Below are 18,970 nucleotides of genomic sequence, written 5' to 3'. Positions count from 1 at the left end.
ACCACCTTCCATGTTGGACAAGTGGTTGTAAATTTATAGATGCGTTTGATTTTATTTGTTCAAACTTCTAACGTATTTTTCAATTGCCATGGTCATAGATGGCGATTCTTTTGTTGGAGCCATAACGTCAACTCTTAATCCGTGTTCTTCCGCAGCAGCTTGTGTCGTTGGTCCAAATACAGCGATTTTTTTATCACCTTGCTCGTAGTTAGGGAAGTTTTGTTTCAAAGATTTGATCCCTTGTGGACTAAAGAACACCAACATGTCATATTCGTTAATGTCGATATCTGTTAGGTCGCTACATACGGTACGATACATAATAGCACGTGTCCAATCTACACCAGCATTGTCAAGTGTTCTTGGGATATCGTCGTTAAGAACGTCCGATGAAGGTAATAGATATTTCTCGGTATTGTGCTTTTTAAGAAGCGGTGTAAGATCCGAAAAGGTTTTTTCACCGAAACTAATTTTGCGCTTTCTGTACACAATATGTTTTTGCATAAAGTTAGCGATCGCTTCTGACTGACAAATGTAACGCATTGTGTCAGGCACTGTAAAACGCATTTCTTGAGCTAGACGGAAGTAATTGTCAATAGCATTTTTACTTGTAAAAATCACACCTGTGTATTGAGACAGGTCAATTTTTTGGGTTCTAAGATCTTTGGCATCCACACCTTCGATGTGAATAAAAGGACGAAAATCAATTTTTATTTTCTCTTTTTTCGCAAGTTCCAAATATGGAGAAGACTCTTTGGGAGCTGGTTGCGAAACCAATATAGACTTAATTTTCATGTGTTTTTGAGTGTCTTTTATAAATTAGCTAAAAAGAAATTTCCAAAGCACAAACAAGGGTGCTATTTGGAGGGTGCAAATATACAAAATTTTATAATACCATTCGTTTGGCATTGTTTGAGGTTTGTTAAACCAATAAAGAAATAGTTTTAAAATAAATAAAAATAATACCGAAATCATCGCAATGTAAAGGTATTTTAACTCATCTATTGGGAAATAGAAAAAAGTAAAAGATGCGATAATTAACAAAATACTACTCAAAAAATAGTACTTGTTTGCCAGTATATAAAGGTTAATTAGTAGTTTGTTATAACCCAAACTTGTGAAGAAAAAGTAGGTCATTATTGTTTTAATTAAAAAAAATAAAACAATACTAATGAAGACAAAACCAAATTTGTTGAGAGCAAATCCACCGATTTGTAAATCTGAAATAAATTTTGGAACAACAGGTACAAATTGCGAAAAAGCTACCGTTGACATCACACAAAATACAATGGACGTCAATATCCATGACAATACAACGTTGCTGCTCTCGTCTTTTTTTAGTAGTAAAAATTCTTTGATGGAAGCATCGCGATGAAGAAAAATAAAACTAAAAATGAAGATGAAAATACAACCCAAGATGCAAAAAATTACCCAATCATGTTGTTCGTAAAGTCTTACCACTTCAAAATTTTTGCAAAAATACGGAAATAATTAAAGCCAAATATCGATTGTCGAATTTTGATTGGTGAGATTATTGTATGCTTCGAAAATACTATCTTTGCACATTGATTTTTTTTAATGAAGAAACTGGTCATTATACCAACTTATAACGAGAAGGAAAATATAGCACGAATTATCGCTGCTGTTATGGCATTGGACGGAGGTTTTGAGGTTTTGGTAGTCGACGATTCTTCACCAGATGGCACGGCGGATATTGTTAAATCTTTACAAGGACAATATCCCGAAAAACTTCATCTTACAATCAGAAATATTAAAGATGGACTTGGGAAAGCCTATATTCATGGATTTCGTTGGGCATTAGATAATGGCTACGATTATATCTTTGAAATGGATGCCGATTTTTCGCATAATCCAAACGATCTTCCCAAATTATATGAAGCTTGTTTGGATGCCGATATGACAATTGGTTCGCGTTATAGTAAAGGCGTTAATGTTGTTAACTGGCCGATGTCTAGAGTGTTGTTGTCGTATTTTGCGTCGAAGTATGTACGTTTTATTTTAGGAATTCCTGTGCACGATACAACGGCGGGTTTTGTATGTTTTTCGAGAAAAGTTTTGGAAGGTATTGGACTTGATAATGTAAAACTTAAAGGTTATGGATTTCAAGTTGAAATGAAATTCCGAGCTTTTAAAAAAGGATACAAAATAAAAGAAGTTCCAATTATTTTTACGGACAGAACAGAAGGCGAAAGCAAAATGAATGGCGGCATCATCAAAGAAGCGGTGTTTGGTGTTTTGGATTTAAAACTAAAAAGTATTTTCGGTAAGTTATAGACTTATGAAAAAATGGTCTTTTTTAATATTATTTGTTTTGATGGCTTGCTCCAAATTAGTGGATAAGCCCAAAAACTTAATTCCTGAAGATCAAATGGCAGAGATTATGGCAGATTTTGCAATCAATGATCAAAGCTATATTTTCAACCAAAAAGATAATAGAGAAGGCGCAACTAAGTTTCTTCTCAAAAAATATAAAATAACGTCTAAAGATTTTAGTGAAAGTTATACCTATTATGTAGCAACAGATCAATTGGACGCTATTGTAGAACAGTCGAAAGAGTATTTATTTAAAAAAGAACCAAAACTCGAAGACTATATCAAAAAGAAAGAGCAAGCTAACTTGCCACCAGAAAAGACGAACTAGAAGAAATATAATGTCGAAGTTTTTTGAAATTGAAAAAACATCCCAAAGCAAAGCTAGAGCTGGGGTTTTACATACAGATCATGGCGATATTCAGACGCCAATTTTTATGCCGGTTGGTACCGTTGCAAGTGTTAAAACTGTGCACCAACGCGAGTTGAAAGACGATATCAACGCGCAAATTATTTTAGGGAATACTTACCACTTGATGTTGCGTCCAGGGATGGATATTATGCAACAAGCAGGAGGTCTTCATAAGTTTATGAATTGGGATCGTCCAATCTTAACAGATAGCGGTGGTTATCAGGTTTTTTCACTTTCTAAAAGTCGCAAAATGACGGAAGAAGGTGTTAAGTTTAAATCGCATATCGACGGAAGTTATCATTTTATTTCTCCTGAAAAATCAATGGAAATCCAACGTCAAATTGGTGCAGATATTTTTATGGCTTTTGATGAGTGTACGCCTTATCCGTGCGAATATAATCAAGCAAAATTGTCTATGGAGTTAACACATCGTTGGTTAAAAAGATGTGTGGATTGGACTAAAGAAAATGAAGAACTTTACGGGCACAAGCAACGTTTGTTTCCGATTGTACAAGGTTCGACGTACTCGGATTTAAGAAAAATTTCTGCAGAAGTTATTTCTGAAGCTGGCGCCGAAGGTAATGCGATTGGTGGTCTTTCTGTTGGTGAACCTGAAGAGGAAATGTACAGAATTACCAATGAGGTAACTGATATTCTTCCAAAAGATAAACCGCGTTATTTGATGGGCGTTGGTACACCTTGGAATATCCTAGAAAGCATCGGACTTGGCGTTGATATGATGGATTGTGTGATGCCGACAAGAAATGCGCGTAACGCGATGTTGTTTACTTGGCAAGGTGTTATCAATATGAAAAACGAAAAGTGGAAAAACGATTTCTCGGCTTTGGATGAGTTTGGGACAAGTTTTGTGGATCGCGATTATAGCAAAGCCTATGTTCGTCACTTATTTGTTGCGAAAGAATATTTAGCAAAACAAATTGCATCTATTCATAATTTGGCGTTTTATCTAGATTTGGTGAAAGTTGCGAGAGAGCATATTGTTGCTGGCGATTTTTACGAATGGAAAGATTCTATTATTCCTCAACTTAAACAAAGACTATAATTCTTCGTAGGTTTTATGAAAATTATCGACGCATATATTATCAAAAAATATCTTGGCACCCTCTTTTTTATGTTGGCGCTTTTGTCGATAATTGTATTAATCATCGATGTTCAGAGTAAAACACCACGTATCGAAAATAACGGTTTTTCGGTAACTTATTTCTTGGTGAATTTCTATCCGTTTTGGATCCTGAATTTGATTATCACCTTTATGTCGATTTTGGTTTTTATTTCGGTAATTTTCTTTACGTCGAGATTGGCTAATAATACCGAAATTGTAGCAATTATCAGTAGCGGTGCAAGTTTTCATCGTTTTGCAAAACCTTATTTAATTGCATCTTTAATTATTGCCGGGTTTGCCTTAGCGACCAATCATTTTATTTTGCCTTGGGCGAATATTAAAAAGAATAAATTAGAACCTTATACTTACAACCAAGTTAACAAAGACGAGTTGTTGGGGAATACCACAATTGCGACCAATCTTAACCCTTTCGAGTATATTTTTATAAACAATTATAATCGCGAACAGAAGAAAGGTTTTGGTTATCTTTATCAAAAATTTGACAAGGATAAAAAGTTAATTTATCAGATTATCGCGAATGATGTTACTTGGGATGCTAAATCAAAATCCTTTTTGCTAACAAGTTATATGGAGCGTTGGCCTCAAAAAGACGACTCCGAAAAGTTAGCAAACGGTGATCAAAAAAAGCAAGATTTTGGGTTGCCGCCAGAAGAACTTTTTCCTGACAAATTAGTTGGTCAGAATAAAATAACGCCTGATCTCATCAAACTTATCGAGCGTGAAAAAATAAAGGGAAATAGTAATGTTAATACCTTTTATAATGAATTGCATCAGCGTACGTCGATGCCAGTTTCTATTATAATTTTGACATTTTTGGCTTTGTCGTTGTCATCACAAAAAAAGCGTGGTGGACTTGGGATTAACCTTGCCATTGGTATTGCGTTGGCTTTCGTGTTTGTGTTTTCTTTCCAAGCTTTAAGCGTGGTTTCCGAGAACAAAAGTATGTCACCGCTTCTTGCAATGTGGCTTCCGAATTTAATATTTGGGCCAATCGCATTTTATCTTTATTGGAAGCGCGCTAATCAATAAAGTAACTCGACTTGTTTATGAAAAACACGTTGTAGACCATCCTTTTCAAAATCAATCCAAAGATAACCGTCAGCATCGGCGTGTTTTATTATGCCATTTTGTCTTATGTCATCTTTTACAAACACCGAAATTTCATTTTTTCTAAATAAATGACTGTTGAAATTATTTAGAATTTCCACGTCATAAATTGTTTTTGAAATTTCACTTTTAAAATAATAATGAAAAGCTTCAGCAAAGTTTTTTATATCGAAAGCTTGACCAGTAGTTGTTAAAATAGAACCTGCCTTTGGAAGATTGTCGTAGTTTTCTTGCAAAATATTAATGCCAATCCCAATAATGAAATAACTTTCGTGGTCAACTTTTTTCTTTTCGATTAAGATGCCACAGATTTTTTTTTGGTTTAAAATTAAATCATTTGGCCATTTGATATTGACAGCACTTTTGGTCATTTTGGCTATAAAATCACGTGTAATAAGCGCGGTACGATAATTGAAGCTGACATCGTCAAGATTTATGTTCTTCGTTTTTATAGCAAAGGTGTAGGCGAGGTTTTTGTCAATTTGGATATTCCATACATTTCCATATTGTCCGCGGCCTTTAGTTTGGTTAAAACTGTACAGCGCCAAGTGTTCTGGAGTGTTAATTAGCAGGTCAAGAATTTCTTCGTTTGTAGAAGTTACTTCAGATTTGTAAATTAGATCGGTCATTTAAGAAAACTTTAAGACATCCAAAGCTAAGAAGACAAAGCTTAAATAGATTAAAATCAATAAATTTGCAGATATATAATTTTTGAATGAGTAAAAATACAGAAAAACAACTATTAGTAGAGAAAATAATAGAAGCAATACAAGATACAAAAGGTGAGGACGTTTTAGTTTTTGATCTTTCGAATATTGAAAATGCAGTTGCAGAGACGTTTATCATCTGTAGTGGTAATTCTAATACACAAGTATCGTCTATCGCTGGTAATATCGAAAAGAAAGTGAGAAACGAGCTTAAAGATCGTCCATGGCATGTAGAAGGTAACGAAAATGCAATGTGGGTGTTGTTAGATTATGTATCGGTTGTTGTCCATGTTTTCCAAAAACAAGTTAGAGAATACTATGATATCGAGACGCTTTGGGGTGATGCAAAAGTAACACGCATCGAAGATGCACAGCCCAACTTCTAAGATATTATTTCCAAATATTTCAAAGTAAAAAATAATGAATAATAATAAAGGTTTTAATTGGTTTATTCCCATTATTATTTTGGTTATGGTGCTGTTTTTAGTGCCAGGATTTCTAGGAGATTCCAATACCAAAAATATCGGTGAGAATGACTTCTATAAGCTTGTCCAGTCTGGTAAGGTTGGAGAAGTTATGGTGTACAGAGATACACCAAAAGCAGAAATTTTTCTTAACAAAGCTGCTAAAGCAGAACAAAAATCTGCAGCTAAAAAAGACGAAAATCCATTGTCTATGTTGGCAATGAAACCAGGTCCAGATTATACCTTGACTTATGGTGATCTTCGATATTTCCAAGAAAGATTTAACCAAATCAACTCGGAAGCGCCAGCTGACAAAAAAGCAACCATGGAATTTGGGACTAGCAAAAGCCCGTTCTCTGAGTTGTTGTTTACTGCTTTATTCTGGATTGCAATTATGGCATTGTTCTACTTTTTCTTATTCAGAAAAATGGGCGGTGGCGGCGGTCCTGGCGGACAGATATTCTCTATCGGGAAGTCAAGAGCTAAACTTTTTGATGATAAAGAAAAAATTAATGTAACCTTTAAAGATGTTGCTGGTCTAGAAGGCGCAAAAGAAGAGGTGCAAGAAGTTGTCGATTTCCTTAAAAACTCAGAAAAATATACGAAACTAGGAGGTAAAATTCCTAAAGGTGTTCTTTTAGTTGGTCCTCCAGGTACTGGTAAAACTTTATTAGCAAAAGCTGTTGCTGGTGAGGCTAAAGTACCGTTTTTCTCTTTGTCTGGATCAGACTTTGTGGAGATGTTTGTAGGTGTTGGGGCATCTAGAGTTCGTGACTTATTTGCTCAGGCTAAAGCAAAATCACCCGCTATTATTTTCATTGATGAGATTGATGCAATTGGTAGAGCAAGAGGTGGTAAAAATTTTAGCGGTGGTAACGATGAGCGCGAAAATACACTTAACCAGTTGTTAACCGAAATGGATGGTTTTGGCACAGATACTAATGTTATCATTATGGCTGCAACCAACCGTGCTGATATTTTGGATAAAGCTTTGTTGAGAGCTGGACGTTTTGATAGATCAATTTATGTTGACCTTCCAGAACTTCATGAGAGAAGACAAATTTTCGATGTTCATTTACAGAAAATTAAATTAGATCCAGAAGTTGACAGAGATTTCTTAGCAAAACAAACACCAGGATTTAGTGGTGCTGATATTGCAAATCTTTGTAACGAAGCTGCACTAATTGCTGCAAGAAATAGCCATGAAGTTGTTACTAAACAAGATTTCTTAGATGCAGTTGATAGAATTATCGGCGGTCTCGAAAAGAAAAATAAAGCCATTAAACCTTCTGAAAAGAAAAGAATTGCTTTCCACGAAGCTGGTCACGCAACGGTGTCTTGGTTGACAGAACACGCAGCGCCTTTGTTAAAAGTTACGATTGTACCAAGAGGACGTTCTTTGGGAGCAGCTTGGTATCTTCCAGAAGAAAGACAGATTACAACAACAGAACAAATGTTGGACGAAATGTGTTCTTTATTAGGTGGTCGTGCGGCAGAGCAAGTTGCGTTGGGAGATTATTCTACGGGTGCGCAAAATGACTTAGAAAGAGCTTACAAACAAGCTAATGCAATGGTTACCATTTATGGTTTGAGCGAGAAAGTTGGTCACGTATCTTACTATGATAGTTCTGGTCAAAATGATTATGCGTTTTCAAAACCATATTCTGAGAAAACTGCGGAGATTATCGATGACGAAATCCAAAGATTTGTACAAAGTCAGTATGAAAGAGCAATCCAAATTCTTACAGATAATCAAGACAAATTAACTGCTTTAGCTAATAAATTATTAGAGAAAGAAGTTATCTTCCGTGAAGATCTTGAAGAGATTTTCGGGAAAAGAGCTTGGGATCCAGAGTTGACGGAGAAGCCAGTTTCTAACGCTGAAGTTCTTCCTGCAACAGCAACTGATGCAACTAATGTTGAACAACAGAACGAAACGCCACAAGCGGAACCCAAATTAGAACATTAATATTGTTAATTTTCTAAAAAATAATATAAAAAATCCTGATTCTTCATCTTTTATGTGTGGTAATCGGGATTTTTGCTATATTTTTGATTTTTAAATTTTTAATATTACAGATATTTTATATTTTTGTAATTGTATCAAAATCTCTCATCGAAATTGAGTTTATTCAAAAAAATTGTAAATAAGATACTTAACCAACAAGAGGAGGAAGACGATCCTAATGTGACGAAGTTGGGCGACGAATTGCGTGATGCAGATTTGGACTACAAATTTGCCCAATTGTTTACGCATTCTGGTGGCTATTTTAACTATTGTGGAGATGATGCAGAGGCGTTACAGACGCTTAATCAAATTCTCAAAATAGAAGGTATTACTTCTGTTTTTTGTTGGGATAAGCAATTGCAAGATTTCCTTAATGTTACTAAAACTAAGTACACTTCGCAATTAGAGGAAGAAAATGATGCTGCTTTTATCACAGCAGAATATCTCATCGCTTTTGATGGTAGAGTTATGTTATCGCATAACAATATTATGCATTACCATTCTTCTAGATTACCCGAAAAAATTATTATTATCGCCAATGTTTCGCAAATTGTAACCAATCTTGGTGAAGCGATGATGAAAGTAAAACGTGCTGGTAATCTTAAAAATTTAACTTCGATTAGCGGAAGTCAATCAAAACTTGACACACCTAACAAAGACAGTTCAAAACTTTTCTTACTTTTGCTGGAAGATTAATTTTTAAACTCAAACTTTGGATAAAAATCTCATTCAGCGACTTATTTCGGGAGCAATTTATGGTTTAGTCATCATACTTTGTTGTACACCTTTGGGCGAATCATGGCTTAGTCCCATCATTCCTGCTGTCAAACAACAATATCTTTTTTACGGATTAATGACATTCTTTATGCTTGTTGGCGTTTGGGAATGTATCCGAATTATGAAATTTGATAACGGTATTTACAAATGGCTGGTTTTACCATTGGTAGCTTTTATTTATTATCAATTTTCAAAACGATTTTTCTACCACGGATTTTTCTTCAATTTTAATTTGTCCGAAATACTTGCTTTAGGTTTAATTTTAATTGCTTGTATTACACTTTTCAAATTTCCGAAAGAACTTTATTTCGAAAGCGGTAAATTTATATTTACCGTTATATATACAGCTTTACCATTTAGTTTTGCATTAGGATTGCCGAGTTTTAGCACATTAGATCCAGTTAACAAGCCTTTTACTTTAGAAGTGATGATGTTGTTTATTCTTATTTGGAGTAGTGACAGTTTCGCTTATTTTACCGGAAAATTCTTTGGCAAACACAAGATGGCACCAACTATTAGTCCTAAAAAAACTTGGGAAGGTTTTGCTGGAGGTGTATTTTTCACATTGATCCTAGGTTTCTTTGTTGAAAAATATTTTCCAGAACTTCGTGGTAATTGGATTATGGTCGGGTTTTTAGTGTCGGTTTTTGCACCTTTAGGCGATTTGGTGGAAAGCCAATTAAAACGTTCTTTTGGTGTTAAAGACAGCGGAAACATCATTCCAGGACATGGTGGCGTGTTAGATAGATTAGACAGTTTCATAATTTGTGCGCCTGTTGTATATTTGTATTTTATTTTAGAAAAATTTGTATAGAATCTTAAAGGTTCGAAAATATAGACTATGAAGCTTCATAAAGAATCCAAAGGCACCTTAACGGTTGCGATTTTAGCCATTTTAATAATTGGAGGTATTTCTATTTACTTTCTAAAAATGTGGTCATTGTTAATCATCGTTCCATTATTGGTGATTTTAGGATTGGTGTTTTGGTTTTTCCGTGTTCCAAACCGTAATATTTTGGAACATGTTGAGAATGTAATTGCACCAGTTGACGGTAAGGTTGTAATGATTAAAGAAGTTGTTGAAGATGAGTTTTTAAAAGAAAAATGTATTCAAGTTTCTATCTTTATGTCGCCGCTTAATGTTCATATTTGTCGTTATCCAGTTTCTGGAGATGTTGTTTATAAAAAATATCATCCAGGAAAATATCTGGTAGCGTGGCACGAAAAATCTTCAACAGAAAATGAAAGAACAACTGTTGCTGTAAAAAGTGAAACCAATCATAAAGTGGTGTTCCGTCAGATTGCAGGTTACGTTGCGAGACGTATTGTTTTCTATTGTAATATCGAGGATAAGGCGAAAGCTGGTCACGAGTTTGGATTTATTAAATTCGGTTCTAGAATGGACGTTTTCTTACCACTTGATACCGAAATCCTTTGCAAAATCGGAGACAAAACTAAAGGTGGTCTAGATGTCATCGCGAGATTAAGAGATTAATTTTACCATCAATAATATTAAAGAGACTTTTTTTGAAAGTCTCTTTTTTTACCATTCAGTTTCCGAAAATTACCATTCAACATATTTTTTTTCGGTTTAAAATGTTTGCGTTTTACTTTTGAAGCATAAATCAAAATCTATTATGAAAAACGCACTATTATTTACTTTTGTTCTCGCTTTTTTTTCTCAATTTTCAAAAGCCCAGATGGATGATAAATTTTATCAACCAAGTAAAATTTTGAAACCAATAGAATTTAAAAATGTTGAAAATATTTCTCTACCAGTTGAGTCTGACACAATAACTGCCATTGTCTTAAAACCTGAGACTAAAAGCATTAAAAAGACGATTTTGTTTTTTCATGGGGCAGGCGGTAATGTGACAACTTATCAATTTATGGTAAAACCATTGGTGGAAGTCGGTTATCAAGTTGTGATGGTAGATTTGCGCGGTTATGGAAAATCTACTGGGACACCAACGCATCTTAACGTAGCTGCAGATGCACAAAAATTCTTTGATGCAATGCTTGTTCGCCCTGATATCAAAAATACTAAAGTCTATATTTACGGTGCATCTTTAGGAACACAAGTGGCCACAAAAATTTCAAAAGACAATCAAAATAAAATTTCAGGATTGATTATCGATGGCGGCATGTCATCTTTCACGGATATTGCAGCTCATTTTGCACCTCAATACAAAGATGTTATCGAAAAAATGTTGATTTCTCCGTATTCTGTAAAAGAAGATGTTAAAGCATTAAAAGGTCTTCCAAAGCTTTTTATTTATGGTTCCGAGGACAAAACCGTTCCGTTTGAGCAGGGCAAAACCAATTTCGCCAATGCCGCCGAACCAAAACAATTTTTGGAATACAAAGGCGATCATCTTCTTGGTGTTAAGGTTATCAAAGATGATATTGTCAAAGCCATTTCTAATCTATAAAACCAAAAGAGAACCAATTAATTGGTTCTCTTTTTTTATAATTTTTCAATCGGATTATTTCTCGATTTAATATCGTCTAGCATTCTCTTTTGCATATCTTGCATTTGTTGAGGGTTTGAGACTTGTCGCTGACGACCACCAGCATTGGCGCGTTGTCCACCACCCATTCGATTAGAATTTGCATTCATAAAACTGCTAGGATCTTGTTGAAACCTCTTTTGCATTGCCAAAAATTTATCTTTTTTAATACTAATATCTTGGCCTCGACTTTCTGGTGTTTGTATGCTTGCGATTTTTTTACTTTCCATTAAGTCAAAACTATAATCACCTTTGCTGTCTTCAAGCTTTACAATTAATCCAGGCAAACCTCCAAATTTATAAGGACCATCTTGCAAAGGCACATCCGTCGTAAACCACGCATACCAAGTTCGTCCACCATAATTTTGTTCCGCTTTTTGAGTTTGGTAATTTCCAATTTTTACAGTTTCGGGTAAGATTTTCCAAGTATTTGGGATTTGCTCTTCATAGACATATTGGTCGCGAGCAATTCGTTGTTTGAAATTAAGATTCTGTTTCGCTAGATCTTTTTCTACACTATAATCAATAATAGATCGTAAATCTTGTATTTGAGTTCTGTCAAAATTTTTGGTTTCTCGCATTCGGTTCATAATCGAATCGCGTTTGGCTCTATTTTCAGAATAAAAAACCGACTTTTGTCCATCGACATCCAGATAGACTTTTTCAATTTTCTTTTCAGTAACTTTTGTTGAATCTGGTGTCATGCTAGCTTGATAAACAAATCTTGTTGCTTGCGAAAATGTGAATTGCGATATGATGACTCCAATTATTCCTAATATATATTTCATATTCAAATTTAGTGTTTAGAGTTTTTTTGACTTTAAAAGTTAAATTGCTTTCAAAACAAATTTCAAGATGTAAATTAAATTTTTATAAAAATAAAGCTTAAAACTTACTAATAATTCAAGCAATTAATAGGTTAAACTTTCATTAAAAGTCATTAATAAATTCTTAAATTACTAAAATAGAATCTATCGATTTGAGATTGCGGAAATTAGTTTGTATTTTTGCACTATAAAAAATCATTCTAAATAAAAACAATGATAAAAGTTTCAGATCAGGCCAAAGCCAAAGCAGCGCAGTTAATGACTGAAGAAGGCTTCAATCCTGAAACCGACTATATACGAGTAGGCGTAAAGAGTGGAGGTTGCTCCGGTCTTGAGTACGTCTTGAAGTTTGACAACCAAAAAGGGGAAACCGATCAAATTTTTGAAGACAACGGTGTAAAAGTCGTTGTAGAGAAAAAATCCATCCTTTATCTTGCCGGGACAACATTAGAATATTCTGGCGGGTTAAATGGTAAAGGTTTCGTTTTTAACAATCCAAATGCCTCAAGAACTTGCGGCTGCGGTGAGAGTTTCAGTTTGTAGATTAGAGATTTTTAGACAAGAGATTGGAGACATTCTTATCTAAAATCTAAAATTCAAAATCTAAAATTTAATTATGAGTAAGTACACAGAAGACGATCTAAGAGAAGATCTTAAAACCAAAGAATACGAAGCCGGTTTTTATACCGACATCGAGTATGACGATTTTCCGACGGGTCTTAATGAAGATATTATCCGAATGATTTCGGAAAAGAAGGAGGAGCCAGAATGGATGACCGATTGGCGTTTGGATGCATTCCGAATTTGGCAAAAAATGGAAGAACCAGATTGGGCGAATATCAAATACGAAAAGCCAGATTTCCAGGCGATTCGTTATTACGCTGCACCAAAAGTAAAACCAGAATTGGCAAGTCTAGACGAAGTTGATCCAGAACTTTTGAAAACCTTTGCAAAATTGGGTATTAACATCGAAGAGCAAAAACGTTTGGCTGGTGTTGCTGTTGATATCGTGATGGATTCCGTTTCCGTGAAAACGACTTTCCAAGATACTTTAGCAGAAAAAGGAATTATTTTCTGCTCCATTTCTGAAGCGATTAAAAATCATCCAGATTTAGTTAAAAAACATTTGGGAACAGTTGTTCCGAGAGGTGATAACTTCTATTCAGCATTGAATTCGGCGGTGTTTTCTGACGGTTCATTCTGCTATATTCCAAAAGGTGTGAAATGTCCAATGGAACTTTCCACTTATTTCCGTATCAACCAAGCTGGAACAGGACAGTTCGAAAGAACGCTTGTTATCGCTGATGCAGGAAGTTACGTTTCGTATTTGGAAGGTTGTACTGCGCCATCTCGTGACGAAAACCAGTTGCACGCCGCTGTTGTGGAATTAATTGCAATGGATGATGCTGAAATTAAATATTCAACCGTACAAAACTGGTATCCAGGTGATGAAAACGGAAAAGGAGGAGTTTTCAACTTTGTAACAAAAAGAGGACTTTGCGAGAAAAACGCAAAAATTTCTTGGACGCAAGTGGAAACGGGTTCTGCCGTAACTTGGAAATATCCGTCTTGTATTTTGAAAGGTGACAATTCAATCGGAGAATTTTATTCGATTGCGGTTACCAACATGCATCAATACGCCGATACAGGAACGAAAATGATTCACATCGGTAAGAATACGCGTTCAACGATTATTTCTAAAGGTATTTCTGCAGGAAAATCGAACAATTCCTACCGTGGATTGGTAAAAGTAATGCCATCTGCAAAAGGCGCGAGGAATTTCTCTCAGTGTGATTCTTTATTGATGGGGAATGAATGTGGAGCACATACTTTTCCATACATCGAAATCAAAGATCCAAGTGCACAATTGGAGCACGAAGCAACAACATCGAAAATTGGTGAAGACCAAATTTTCTACTGCAACCAAAGAGGAATCGACACCGAAAGAGCAATTGCATTAATCGTAAACGGTTTCAGTAAAGAAGTTCTCAACAAACTCCCAATGGAATTCGCCATCGAAGCTCAAAAACTTCTGGAAATTTCATTGGAAGGTTCGGTAGGTTAATGTGTTAATTTGGAAATGAGATAATTTGATAATGAAAGACAATATAATTTTAACCAAAACTTTTAATTTTTCATTAAGAATTATCAAATATTGCGAATTACTTCACGAGCAAAAAAAATTTGTGATTTCAAACCAATTATTAAAATCTGGGACTTCAATTGGTGCAAACATTAGAGAAGCTCAAAATTCTGAAAGTAAAAATGATTTTATACATAAGTTTAAAATCGCAGCAAAAGAAATAGAAGAAACTAATTATTGGCTATTGCTTTGCAAACATTCAGAAAATTATCCAGAATGTGACGACTTGTTAGAGCAACTAAAAGATATTGAAAATATTACAAATAAAATTATCATTACATTAAAAATAAGTGGTAAGAAATAATTAACTAATTATCAGATTATCTAATTACCACATTAAAAATTATGTTAGAAATTAAAAACTTACACGCCAGAATTGAAGATGGCGCAGAAATTTTAAAAGGAATCAATTTAGAGATAAAACCGGGTGAAGTTCATGCGATTATGGGACCAAACGGTGCTGGTAAATCTACGCTTTCATCGGTGATTGCTGGTAAAGAAGAGTACGAAGTAACGGATGGTGAAATCCTTTTCGAAGGTGATAATATCATCGAAGATGCTCCAGAAGAAAGAGCACACAAAGGGATTTTCTTGTCGTTTCAGTATCCGGTGGAAATTCCGGGAGTTTCGGTAACGAACTTCATTAAAGCCGCAATGAACGAAAACCGCAAAGCAAACGGTCTTGAAGATATGCCAGCAAAAGAAATGTTGTCTTTGATTCGCGAAAAATCGGAGCTTTTGGAAATTAAAAAAGATTTCCTTTCTCGTTCGTTAAACGAAGGTTTTTCTGGTGGTGAAAAGAAGAGAAATGAGATTTTCCAAATGATGATGCTCAACCCGAAATTGGCAATCTTGGACGAAACCGATTCTGGTTTGGATATCGACGCTTTGAGAATTGTTTCGGATGGTGTGAATAAATTCAGAAATGAAGGAAATGCGGTTCTTTTAATTACGCACTACCAAAGACTTTTGAATCATATTCAACCTGATTTCGTACACGTTTTAGCGGATGGAAAAATCATCAAAACAGGAGACAAATCTCTTGCATTAGAATTAGAAGAAAAAGGCTACGATTGGCTGCTTAAGTAATTCGAGATTGGATATTTGAAATTTGAAATTGTGGGAACGATAAATAATTTTGAAGATTTGGAAATTTGGCAAAATTCAAGAAGATTTTGTGAGTCCATTTATCAAAATTGCGTGCTCAACGACAAATTTCAGAGATATGATAAAACGCAAATTGACAGAGCTTCTTCCTCGATAATGGATAATATTGCTGAGGGTTTTGAAAGAGAAGGAAATCGTGAATTTGTTAATTTTCTTATAATGTCTAAAGGTTCCGCTGGTGAAGTTCGGTCGCAACTTATAAGAGCATTTGATAGAAAATATCTGGATGAAGAAACTTATTTAAAACTAAAAAATGAAAGTTTAGAGATTTCAAAAAAGCTTTCGGGATTTATTAACTATTTGAAAAATTCAACTCATAAAGGAAATAAATTCAATCGGAAGAACGAGGAATAAACGAAAGTTTAGCGACCTCAATTTCAAATCTCAAACTTCAAATTTCAAATATGCTATTAGACCAAATTTTAGAAAAACATACTTCTTTTTTAGAAAGCTTGAAGCATCGTTTTCTCGATGATAAAAGAAAGGCGGCTTTGCAAAAGTTTGCTGAATTGGGCTTCCCGACGAAGAAAGACGAAGAATATAAATACACCAACCTTGCAGAAATTGTAAAAAAAGACTACAATTTTTTCCCAACCAACGAGCATCATATTACGAAAGAGCAAATTGATGCATTGCATTTGGGCGAGGAAAACTTCGATTACATCGTGTTTGTAAACGGAGAATTACACAAAGAATTGTCGAAAATTTCGATTGCAAATATCGAAATGTTGTCTTTCAATCATGCGTTGAATGATGAAAAACACAAAGCGGTTTTCGATAAATATTTCAATACTATTGCATTGGAAAACAACACATTTGTGGATTTGAATGATGCGTATTGTAAGTTCGGGTTTTTCCTTCACGTTCCAAAAAATACCGTGATTGAAAAACCAATTCATGTGTTCTATCTTTCTCAAAATCAACAAGAAAACACATTTTACAACACGCGTAATTTGTTAATTGTTGAAGAAAATTCGAAAGTAGAAGTTATTGAAAGTCATCACAATTTTGATGAAAGTTTTACGTTCACGAATTCGGTGACGGAAATTTTCGTTTATCCAAATGCAAAAGCAGATTGGCATAAACTTCAAAACGATAGTGATAGTTCGTATTTAATTGATAATACGTATGCTAAGCAAAAAAAAGACAGTTTGGCAACGGTAAATACTTTCTCTTTTGGGGGAAAATTAGTGCGAAATAACTTAGATTTTATTCAAAACGGAAGCAACATCAATTCGTTTATGAACGGAATTACGGTGATTGATAAAGACCAATTAGTGGACCATCACACGGCGGTTCATCACAATCAACCGCATTGCGAGTCTTACCAAAACTACAAAGGAATTTTCGGTGGAAAATCTCACGGAGTTTTCAACGGGAAAGTTTTTGTAGATAAAATTGCTCAAAAAACCAATGCTTATCAGCAAAACAACAATATTTTGCTTTCTGAAGGTTCGTCAATCGACACCAAACCTCAGTTGGAAATTTTTGCTGATGACGTGAAATGTTCGCACGGTTGTACGGTTGGACAATTGGATAAAGATGCGATGTTCTACCTTCGTGCACGTGGAATTTCGAAGAATGAAGCGCAAGCTCTGTTGCTTTACGCTTTCGCAAACGATGCCATGCAAAACATTGATATCGAGCCACTAAAATTAAAAATTTCAAAACTCTTAGCCGAAAAATTAGGCGTAGATCTGATTATTGAAGAATAAAGAAGTAGGGCGTTAATCGCCCTATTTTTGTTTAAATGCAAAATTTTAAAAAGTTAATTCCGAAACTCTTATTATTCCTGTTCATTGCTGCGCAGGTTTATTTTATTGTGGCCATCATCAAAGAAAAGAACTTGAAACCATGGTTTCTCATTGCTTTTTCGTTGATTGTTTTGGGAATGGCTTTGTCGTATCGAAAAAAACACCGTTTGCACATCGAATTGAAACATGAAGTGCATTACGATTTGTTCGTTTGGTTTTTGATAGGAAGTTTTGCGACCTATTTTTTACAATCTACAGTTGGTTTAAATACCGTTTTTGCAGCAGGATTGGTAGGTTTTACGGGAAGCTTTACCCGACATATTAAGTATCAAATGAAATCAGCTGCGCATTGGCCGATTGCCATCTATTGTGGGGCTTTTGTGGGCATGACACAACTTCCGTATGGTTATGTTTTTATATTTCTTTCAACGATTTTAACGGCGGTTTTTTATACATTTTCGCATCATTATTTCCACGGAATTGGCGGAAAATTAGGAACTTTAGCATTTATGGGCGTTTTGTACGCGTATGTAATCTATAAATTCTTTTTGCCATGGTAGAAACGTTGATTATCAATATCGTTTTAGCCATTTCTGGAGCTTGGTTAACCTATCATTTAAACAAAAATTTAAAATTAGGCCCCGTTCGAGCCTCTGGATTAATAGCCATGTTGGTTGGAGGATTTTACCAGTTCAACACCTGGTTTTGGCATTTCGATTTACCGAAAGATATTCCGTTTATCGTGATTGGATCTACGTTCATTGGGATGATTTCTTCGAGGAAACATTTTAAAAACTTCAATTTATTTATCGCTCCAATTATTTTCACGTTGATTTATCAAAATATTTCAAAAGAATTTAAAGGCTTTGGAGGCGCGCTGGGAACAGCGGCTTGTATTTCTTTGGTTGTCACCATTTATTTACGATCACTTCGACCAATTAAAAAGATGATACGACCATTTAGAAAAGTGAAAGTTAACACGATGAAGAAAATGAATAAAGGCGAGAAAAACATTTAGCACAAACAAAGTTTTTTTTACATTCGTAAAATTTTTTGGGATGAATTACGATCAGCTGATGTTTAACATTAATGCTTATAAAGAGAACAATCAGATTTTGGATTTGGCTAAATTTCTTGTTTATGAATTTGAGCTCGATCATCCAAATTTAGAAGGTTTTGGTTTTCGCGACGAGTTAGAGAAAAACTCAATTTTGTTGACTGCAAATGGTGATATTGGTGAGCGTCAAATGGTTTTAATACCCCGAAATTTATTTGATTTTGAATTTAATTTAGTCATTAATATGATTGCTCACGAGATGTTGCACGTCCGACAAAAATCTCCCGAAATGATGCTGGAAGATAAGAACGAACGCGAATGGCAAGCTTACTACGAAATGTTATTTCATACCAATTTTCCGAACGTTCCTGATGTTAGTGATTATCACAAAAAATTCTTTGCAGAAAAAGCTTTAGAATATTATCGAAGAATGGGCGAAGGATCTGAACTTCAAGCTAAATATGCAGATCAAAAATTAAAAGTTTTGAGTTTGATAGACAATATTCAACATAATCAAGCATAAGAAAAGAGCGAAATTTTCGCTCTTTTTCATTTGGAAATCACA

Annotated in this window: 23 protein-coding genes; 19 read left to right on the top strand and 4 right to left on the bottom strand. The window is 34.7% G+C overall.

Annotated features, from left to right (window positions below; all coding sequences use genetic code 11):
• Positions 1–51 precede the first annotated feature (51 nt).
• Both B5X62_RS12170 and B5X62_RS15765 read right to left on the bottom strand, forming a co-directional pair.
• Positions 52–792 carry a uroporphyrinogen-III synthase gene (locus B5X62_RS12170; RefSeq protein WP_079667707.1) on the bottom strand — a complete coding sequence of 247 codons (741 nt, stop codon included), beginning with the start codon at positions 790–792 and terminating at the stop codon, positions 52–54.
• 24 nt (positions 793–816) lie between these two features.
• A complete protein-coding gene (locus tag B5X62_RS15765; RefSeq protein ID WP_079667706.1) occupies positions 817–1,458 on the bottom strand; it encodes a DUF4271 domain-containing protein in 642 nt (213 codons plus the stop codon).
• A gap of 117 nt (positions 1,459–1,575) precedes the next feature.
• Here B5X62_RS15765 and B5X62_RS12160 point away from each other — a divergent pair, with 117 nt between their 5' ends.
• From B5X62_RS12160 to B5X62_RS12145, 4 genes are read left to right on the top strand one after another with little or no spacing between them, the layout of a single operon-like run.
• Positions 1,576–2,292 (top strand): polyprenol monophosphomannose synthase, encoded by a 717-nt coding sequence (locus B5X62_RS12160; RefSeq protein WP_079667705.1) that lies wholly within the window; start codon positions 1,576–1,578, stop codon positions 2,290–2,292.
• Between the two features lie 4 nt (positions 2,293–2,296).
• A complete protein-coding gene (locus B5X62_RS12155) occupies positions 2,297–2,659 on the top strand; it encodes a DUF4296 domain-containing protein (protein WP_079667704.1) in 363 nt (120 codons plus the stop codon).
• A gap of 10 nt (positions 2,660–2,669) precedes the next feature.
• Complete coding sequence (gene tgt / locus B5X62_RS12150) at positions 2,670–3,803, top strand: tRNA guanosine(34) transglycosylase Tgt (protein ID WP_079667703.1); 1,134 nt, start codon at positions 2,670–2,672, stop codon at positions 3,801–3,803.
• A gap of 15 nt (positions 3,804–3,818) precedes the next feature.
• Entirely contained in the window at positions 3,819–4,913 is a 1,095-nt protein-coding gene (locus B5X62_RS12145; protein WP_079667702.1) for an LptF/LptG family permease, read from the top strand.
• Here B5X62_RS12145 and B5X62_RS12140 read toward each other — a convergent pair.
• Entirely contained in the window at positions 4,907–5,620 is a 714-nt protein-coding gene (locus B5X62_RS12140) for a biotin--[acetyl-CoA-carboxylase] ligase (protein ID WP_079667701.1), read from the bottom strand. The two genes, B5X62_RS12145 and B5X62_RS12140, sit on opposite strands and share 7 nt — an antisense overlap.
• 86 nt (positions 5,621–5,706) lie before the next feature.
• On the opposite strand from B5X62_RS12140, the gene rsfS reads away from it, so the two are divergent.
• The 6 genes from rsfS (at position 5,707) to B5X62_RS12110 (ending at position 11,379) form a co-directional block, all read left to right on the top strand.
• On the top strand, positions 5,707–6,084 hold the full coding sequence (rsfS, locus tag B5X62_RS12135) for a ribosome silencing factor (RefSeq protein ID WP_079667700.1): 378 nt from the start codon (positions 5,707–5,709) through the stop codon (positions 6,082–6,084).
• 34 nt (positions 6,085–6,118) lie between these two features.
• Complete coding sequence (gene ftsH / locus B5X62_RS12130; protein WP_079667699.1) at positions 6,119–8,131, top strand: ATP-dependent zinc metalloprotease FtsH; 2,013 nt, start codon at positions 6,119–6,121, stop codon at positions 8,129–8,131.
• A 153-nt stretch (positions 8,132–8,284) separates the two neighbouring features.
• A complete protein-coding gene (locus B5X62_RS12125) occupies positions 8,285–8,866 on the top strand; it encodes an LUD domain-containing protein (RefSeq protein ID WP_079667698.1) in 582 nt (193 codons plus the stop codon).
• A gap of 16 nt (positions 8,867–8,882) precedes the next feature.
• Positions 8,883–9,761, top strand: a complete 879-nt coding sequence (locus tag B5X62_RS12120; RefSeq protein ID WP_079667697.1) for a phosphatidate cytidylyltransferase — start codon at positions 8,883–8,885, stop codon at positions 9,759–9,761.
• A gap of 27 nt (positions 9,762–9,788) precedes the next feature.
• On the top strand, positions 9,789–10,442 hold the full coding sequence (locus B5X62_RS12115; RefSeq protein WP_079667696.1) for a phosphatidylserine decarboxylase family protein: 654 nt from the start codon (positions 9,789–9,791) through the stop codon (positions 10,440–10,442).
• Positions 10,443–10,647: 205 nt separating this feature from the next.
• Positions 10,648–11,379: an alpha/beta hydrolase gene (locus tag B5X62_RS12110; protein ID WP_245797192.1), complete on the top strand. Its 732-nt coding sequence runs from the start codon at positions 10,648–10,650 to the stop codon at positions 11,377–11,379.
• Between the two features lie 35 nt (positions 11,380–11,414).
• Here B5X62_RS12110 and B5X62_RS12105 read toward each other — a convergent pair whose 3' ends face one another.
• Positions 11,415–12,245 carry a GLPGLI family protein gene (locus tag B5X62_RS12105; RefSeq protein ID WP_079667694.1) on the bottom strand — a complete coding sequence of 277 codons (831 nt, stop codon included), beginning with the start codon at positions 12,243–12,245 and terminating at the stop codon, positions 11,415–11,417.
• Positions 12,246–12,497: 252 nt separating this feature from the next.
• On the opposite strand from B5X62_RS12105, the gene B5X62_RS12100 reads away from it, so the two are divergent.
• The 9 genes from B5X62_RS12100 to B5X62_RS12060 all read left to right on the top strand — a co-directional run bounded on the left by B5X62_RS12100 (position 12,498) and on the right by B5X62_RS12060 (position 18,928).
• On the top strand, positions 12,498–12,827 hold the full coding sequence (locus B5X62_RS12100; protein ID WP_079667693.1) for a HesB/IscA family protein: 330 nt from the start codon (positions 12,498–12,500) through the stop codon (positions 12,825–12,827).
• Positions 12,828–12,900: 73 nt separating this feature from the next.
• Entirely contained in the window at positions 12,901–14,349 is a 1,449-nt protein-coding gene (sufB, locus tag B5X62_RS12095; protein ID WP_079667692.1) for a Fe-S cluster assembly protein SufB, read from the top strand.
• Positions 14,350–14,380: 31 nt separating this feature from the next.
• On the top strand, positions 14,381–14,731 hold the full coding sequence (locus B5X62_RS12090; RefSeq protein WP_185116720.1) for a four helix bundle protein: 351 nt from the start codon (positions 14,381–14,383) through the stop codon (positions 14,729–14,731).
• A 41-nt stretch (positions 14,732–14,772) separates the two neighbouring features.
• Positions 14,773–15,516, top strand: a complete 744-nt coding sequence (gene sufC, locus B5X62_RS12085; RefSeq protein ID WP_079667690.1) for a Fe-S cluster assembly ATPase SufC — start codon at positions 14,773–14,775, stop codon at positions 15,514–15,516.
• Between the two features lie 30 nt (positions 15,517–15,546).
• The gene (locus B5X62_RS12080; RefSeq protein WP_079667689.1) at positions 15,547–15,948 is read left to right on the top strand and encodes a four helix bundle protein; all 402 of its coding nucleotides are present in this window, start codon (positions 15,547–15,549) and stop codon (positions 15,946–15,948) included.
• Positions 15,949–15,998: 50 nt separating this feature from the next.
• The gene (gene sufD, locus B5X62_RS12075) at positions 15,999–17,309 is read left to right on the top strand and encodes a Fe-S cluster assembly protein SufD (RefSeq protein WP_079667688.1); all 1,311 of its coding nucleotides are present in this window, start codon (positions 15,999–16,001) and stop codon (positions 17,307–17,309) included.
• A gap of 35 nt (positions 17,310–17,344) precedes the next feature.
• The gene (locus B5X62_RS12070; protein ID WP_079667687.1) at positions 17,345–17,908 is read left to right on the top strand and encodes a hypothetical protein; all 564 of its coding nucleotides are present in this window, start codon (positions 17,345–17,347) and stop codon (positions 17,906–17,908) included.
• Entirely contained in the window at positions 17,902–18,366 is a 465-nt protein-coding gene (locus B5X62_RS12065) for a hypothetical protein (protein WP_079667686.1), read from the top strand. Before B5X62_RS12070 ends, B5X62_RS12065 begins: the two co-directional genes overlap by 7 nt.
• Before the next feature lie 40 nt (positions 18,367–18,406).
• Positions 18,407–18,928, top strand: a complete 522-nt coding sequence (locus B5X62_RS12060) for a hypothetical protein (protein WP_079667685.1) — start codon at positions 18,407–18,409, stop codon at positions 18,926–18,928.
• Positions 18,929–18,970: the final 42 nt, after the last annotated feature.

Origin of the sequence: Soonwooa buanensis (assembly GCF_900167905.1) — a bacterium.
In the GTDB taxonomy this organism is placed as follows: Bacteria; Bacteroidota; Bacteroidia; order Flavobacteriales; family Weeksellaceae; genus Soonwooa; species Soonwooa buanensis.
The sequence above is the reverse complement of the archived record's forward strand: the minus strand, read 5'-3'. Positions and strand labels throughout refer to the sequence as shown.

Excerpts from the sequence above, each read along its gene's own strand:
- B5X62_RS12170 (WP_079667707.1), bottom strand. The coding sequence starts at position 792 with ATGAAAATTAAGTCTATATTGGTTTCGCAACCAGCTCCCAAAGAGTCT.
- B5X62_RS12160 (WP_079667705.1), top strand. The coding sequence starts at position 1,576 with ATGAAGAAACTGGTCATTATACCAACTTATAACGAGAAGGAAAATATA.
- B5X62_RS12155 (WP_079667704.1), top strand. The coding sequence starts at position 2,297 with ATGAAAAAATGGTCTTTTTTAATATTATTTGTTTTGATGGCTTGCTCC.
- tgt (WP_079667703.1), top strand. The coding sequence starts at position 2,670 with ATGTCGAAGTTTTTTGAAATTGAAAAAACATCCCAAAGCAAAGCTAGA.
- B5X62_RS12145 (WP_079667702.1), top strand. The coding sequence starts at position 3,819 with ATGAAAATTATCGACGCATATATTATCAAAAAATATCTTGGCACCCTC.
- B5X62_RS12140 (WP_079667701.1), bottom strand. The coding sequence starts at position 5,620 with ATGACCGATCTAATTTACAAATCTGAAGTAACTTCTACAAACGAAGAA.
- rsfS (WP_079667700.1), top strand. The coding sequence starts at position 5,707 with ATGAGTAAAAATACAGAAAAACAACTATTAGTAGAGAAAATAATAGAA.
- ftsH (WP_079667699.1), top strand. The coding sequence starts at position 6,119 with ATGAATAATAATAAAGGTTTTAATTGGTTTATTCCCATTATTATTTTG.
- B5X62_RS12115 (WP_079667696.1), top strand. The coding sequence starts at position 9,789 with ATGAAGCTTCATAAAGAATCCAAAGGCACCTTAACGGTTGCGATTTTA.
- B5X62_RS12110 (WP_245797192.1), top strand. The coding sequence starts at position 10,648 with ATGGATGATAAATTTTATCAACCAAGTAAAATTTTGAAACCAATAGAA.
- B5X62_RS12105 (WP_079667694.1), bottom strand. The coding sequence starts at position 12,245 with ATGAAATATATATTAGGAATAATTGGAGTCATCATATCGCAATTCACA.
- B5X62_RS12100 (WP_079667693.1), top strand. The coding sequence starts at position 12,498 with ATGATAAAAGTTTCAGATCAGGCCAAAGCCAAAGCAGCGCAGTTAATG.
- sufB (WP_079667692.1), top strand. The coding sequence starts at position 12,901 with ATGAGTAAGTACACAGAAGACGATCTAAGAGAAGATCTTAAAACCAAA.
- B5X62_RS12090 (WP_185116720.1), top strand. The coding sequence starts at position 14,381 with ATGAAAGACAATATAATTTTAACCAAAACTTTTAATTTTTCATTAAGA.
- sufC (WP_079667690.1), top strand. The coding sequence starts at position 14,773 with ATGTTAGAAATTAAAAACTTACACGCCAGAATTGAAGATGGCGCAGAA.
- sufD (WP_079667688.1), top strand. The coding sequence starts at position 15,999 with ATGCTATTAGACCAAATTTTAGAAAAACATACTTCTTTTTTAGAAAGC.
- B5X62_RS12070 (WP_079667687.1), top strand. The coding sequence starts at position 17,345 with ATGCAAAATTTTAAAAAGTTAATTCCGAAACTCTTATTATTCCTGTTC.
- B5X62_RS12065 (WP_079667686.1), top strand. The coding sequence starts at position 17,902 with ATGGTAGAAACGTTGATTATCAATATCGTTTTAGCCATTTCTGGAGCT.
- B5X62_RS12060 (WP_079667685.1), top strand. The coding sequence starts at position 18,407 with ATGAATTACGATCAGCTGATGTTTAACATTAATGCTTATAAAGAGAAC.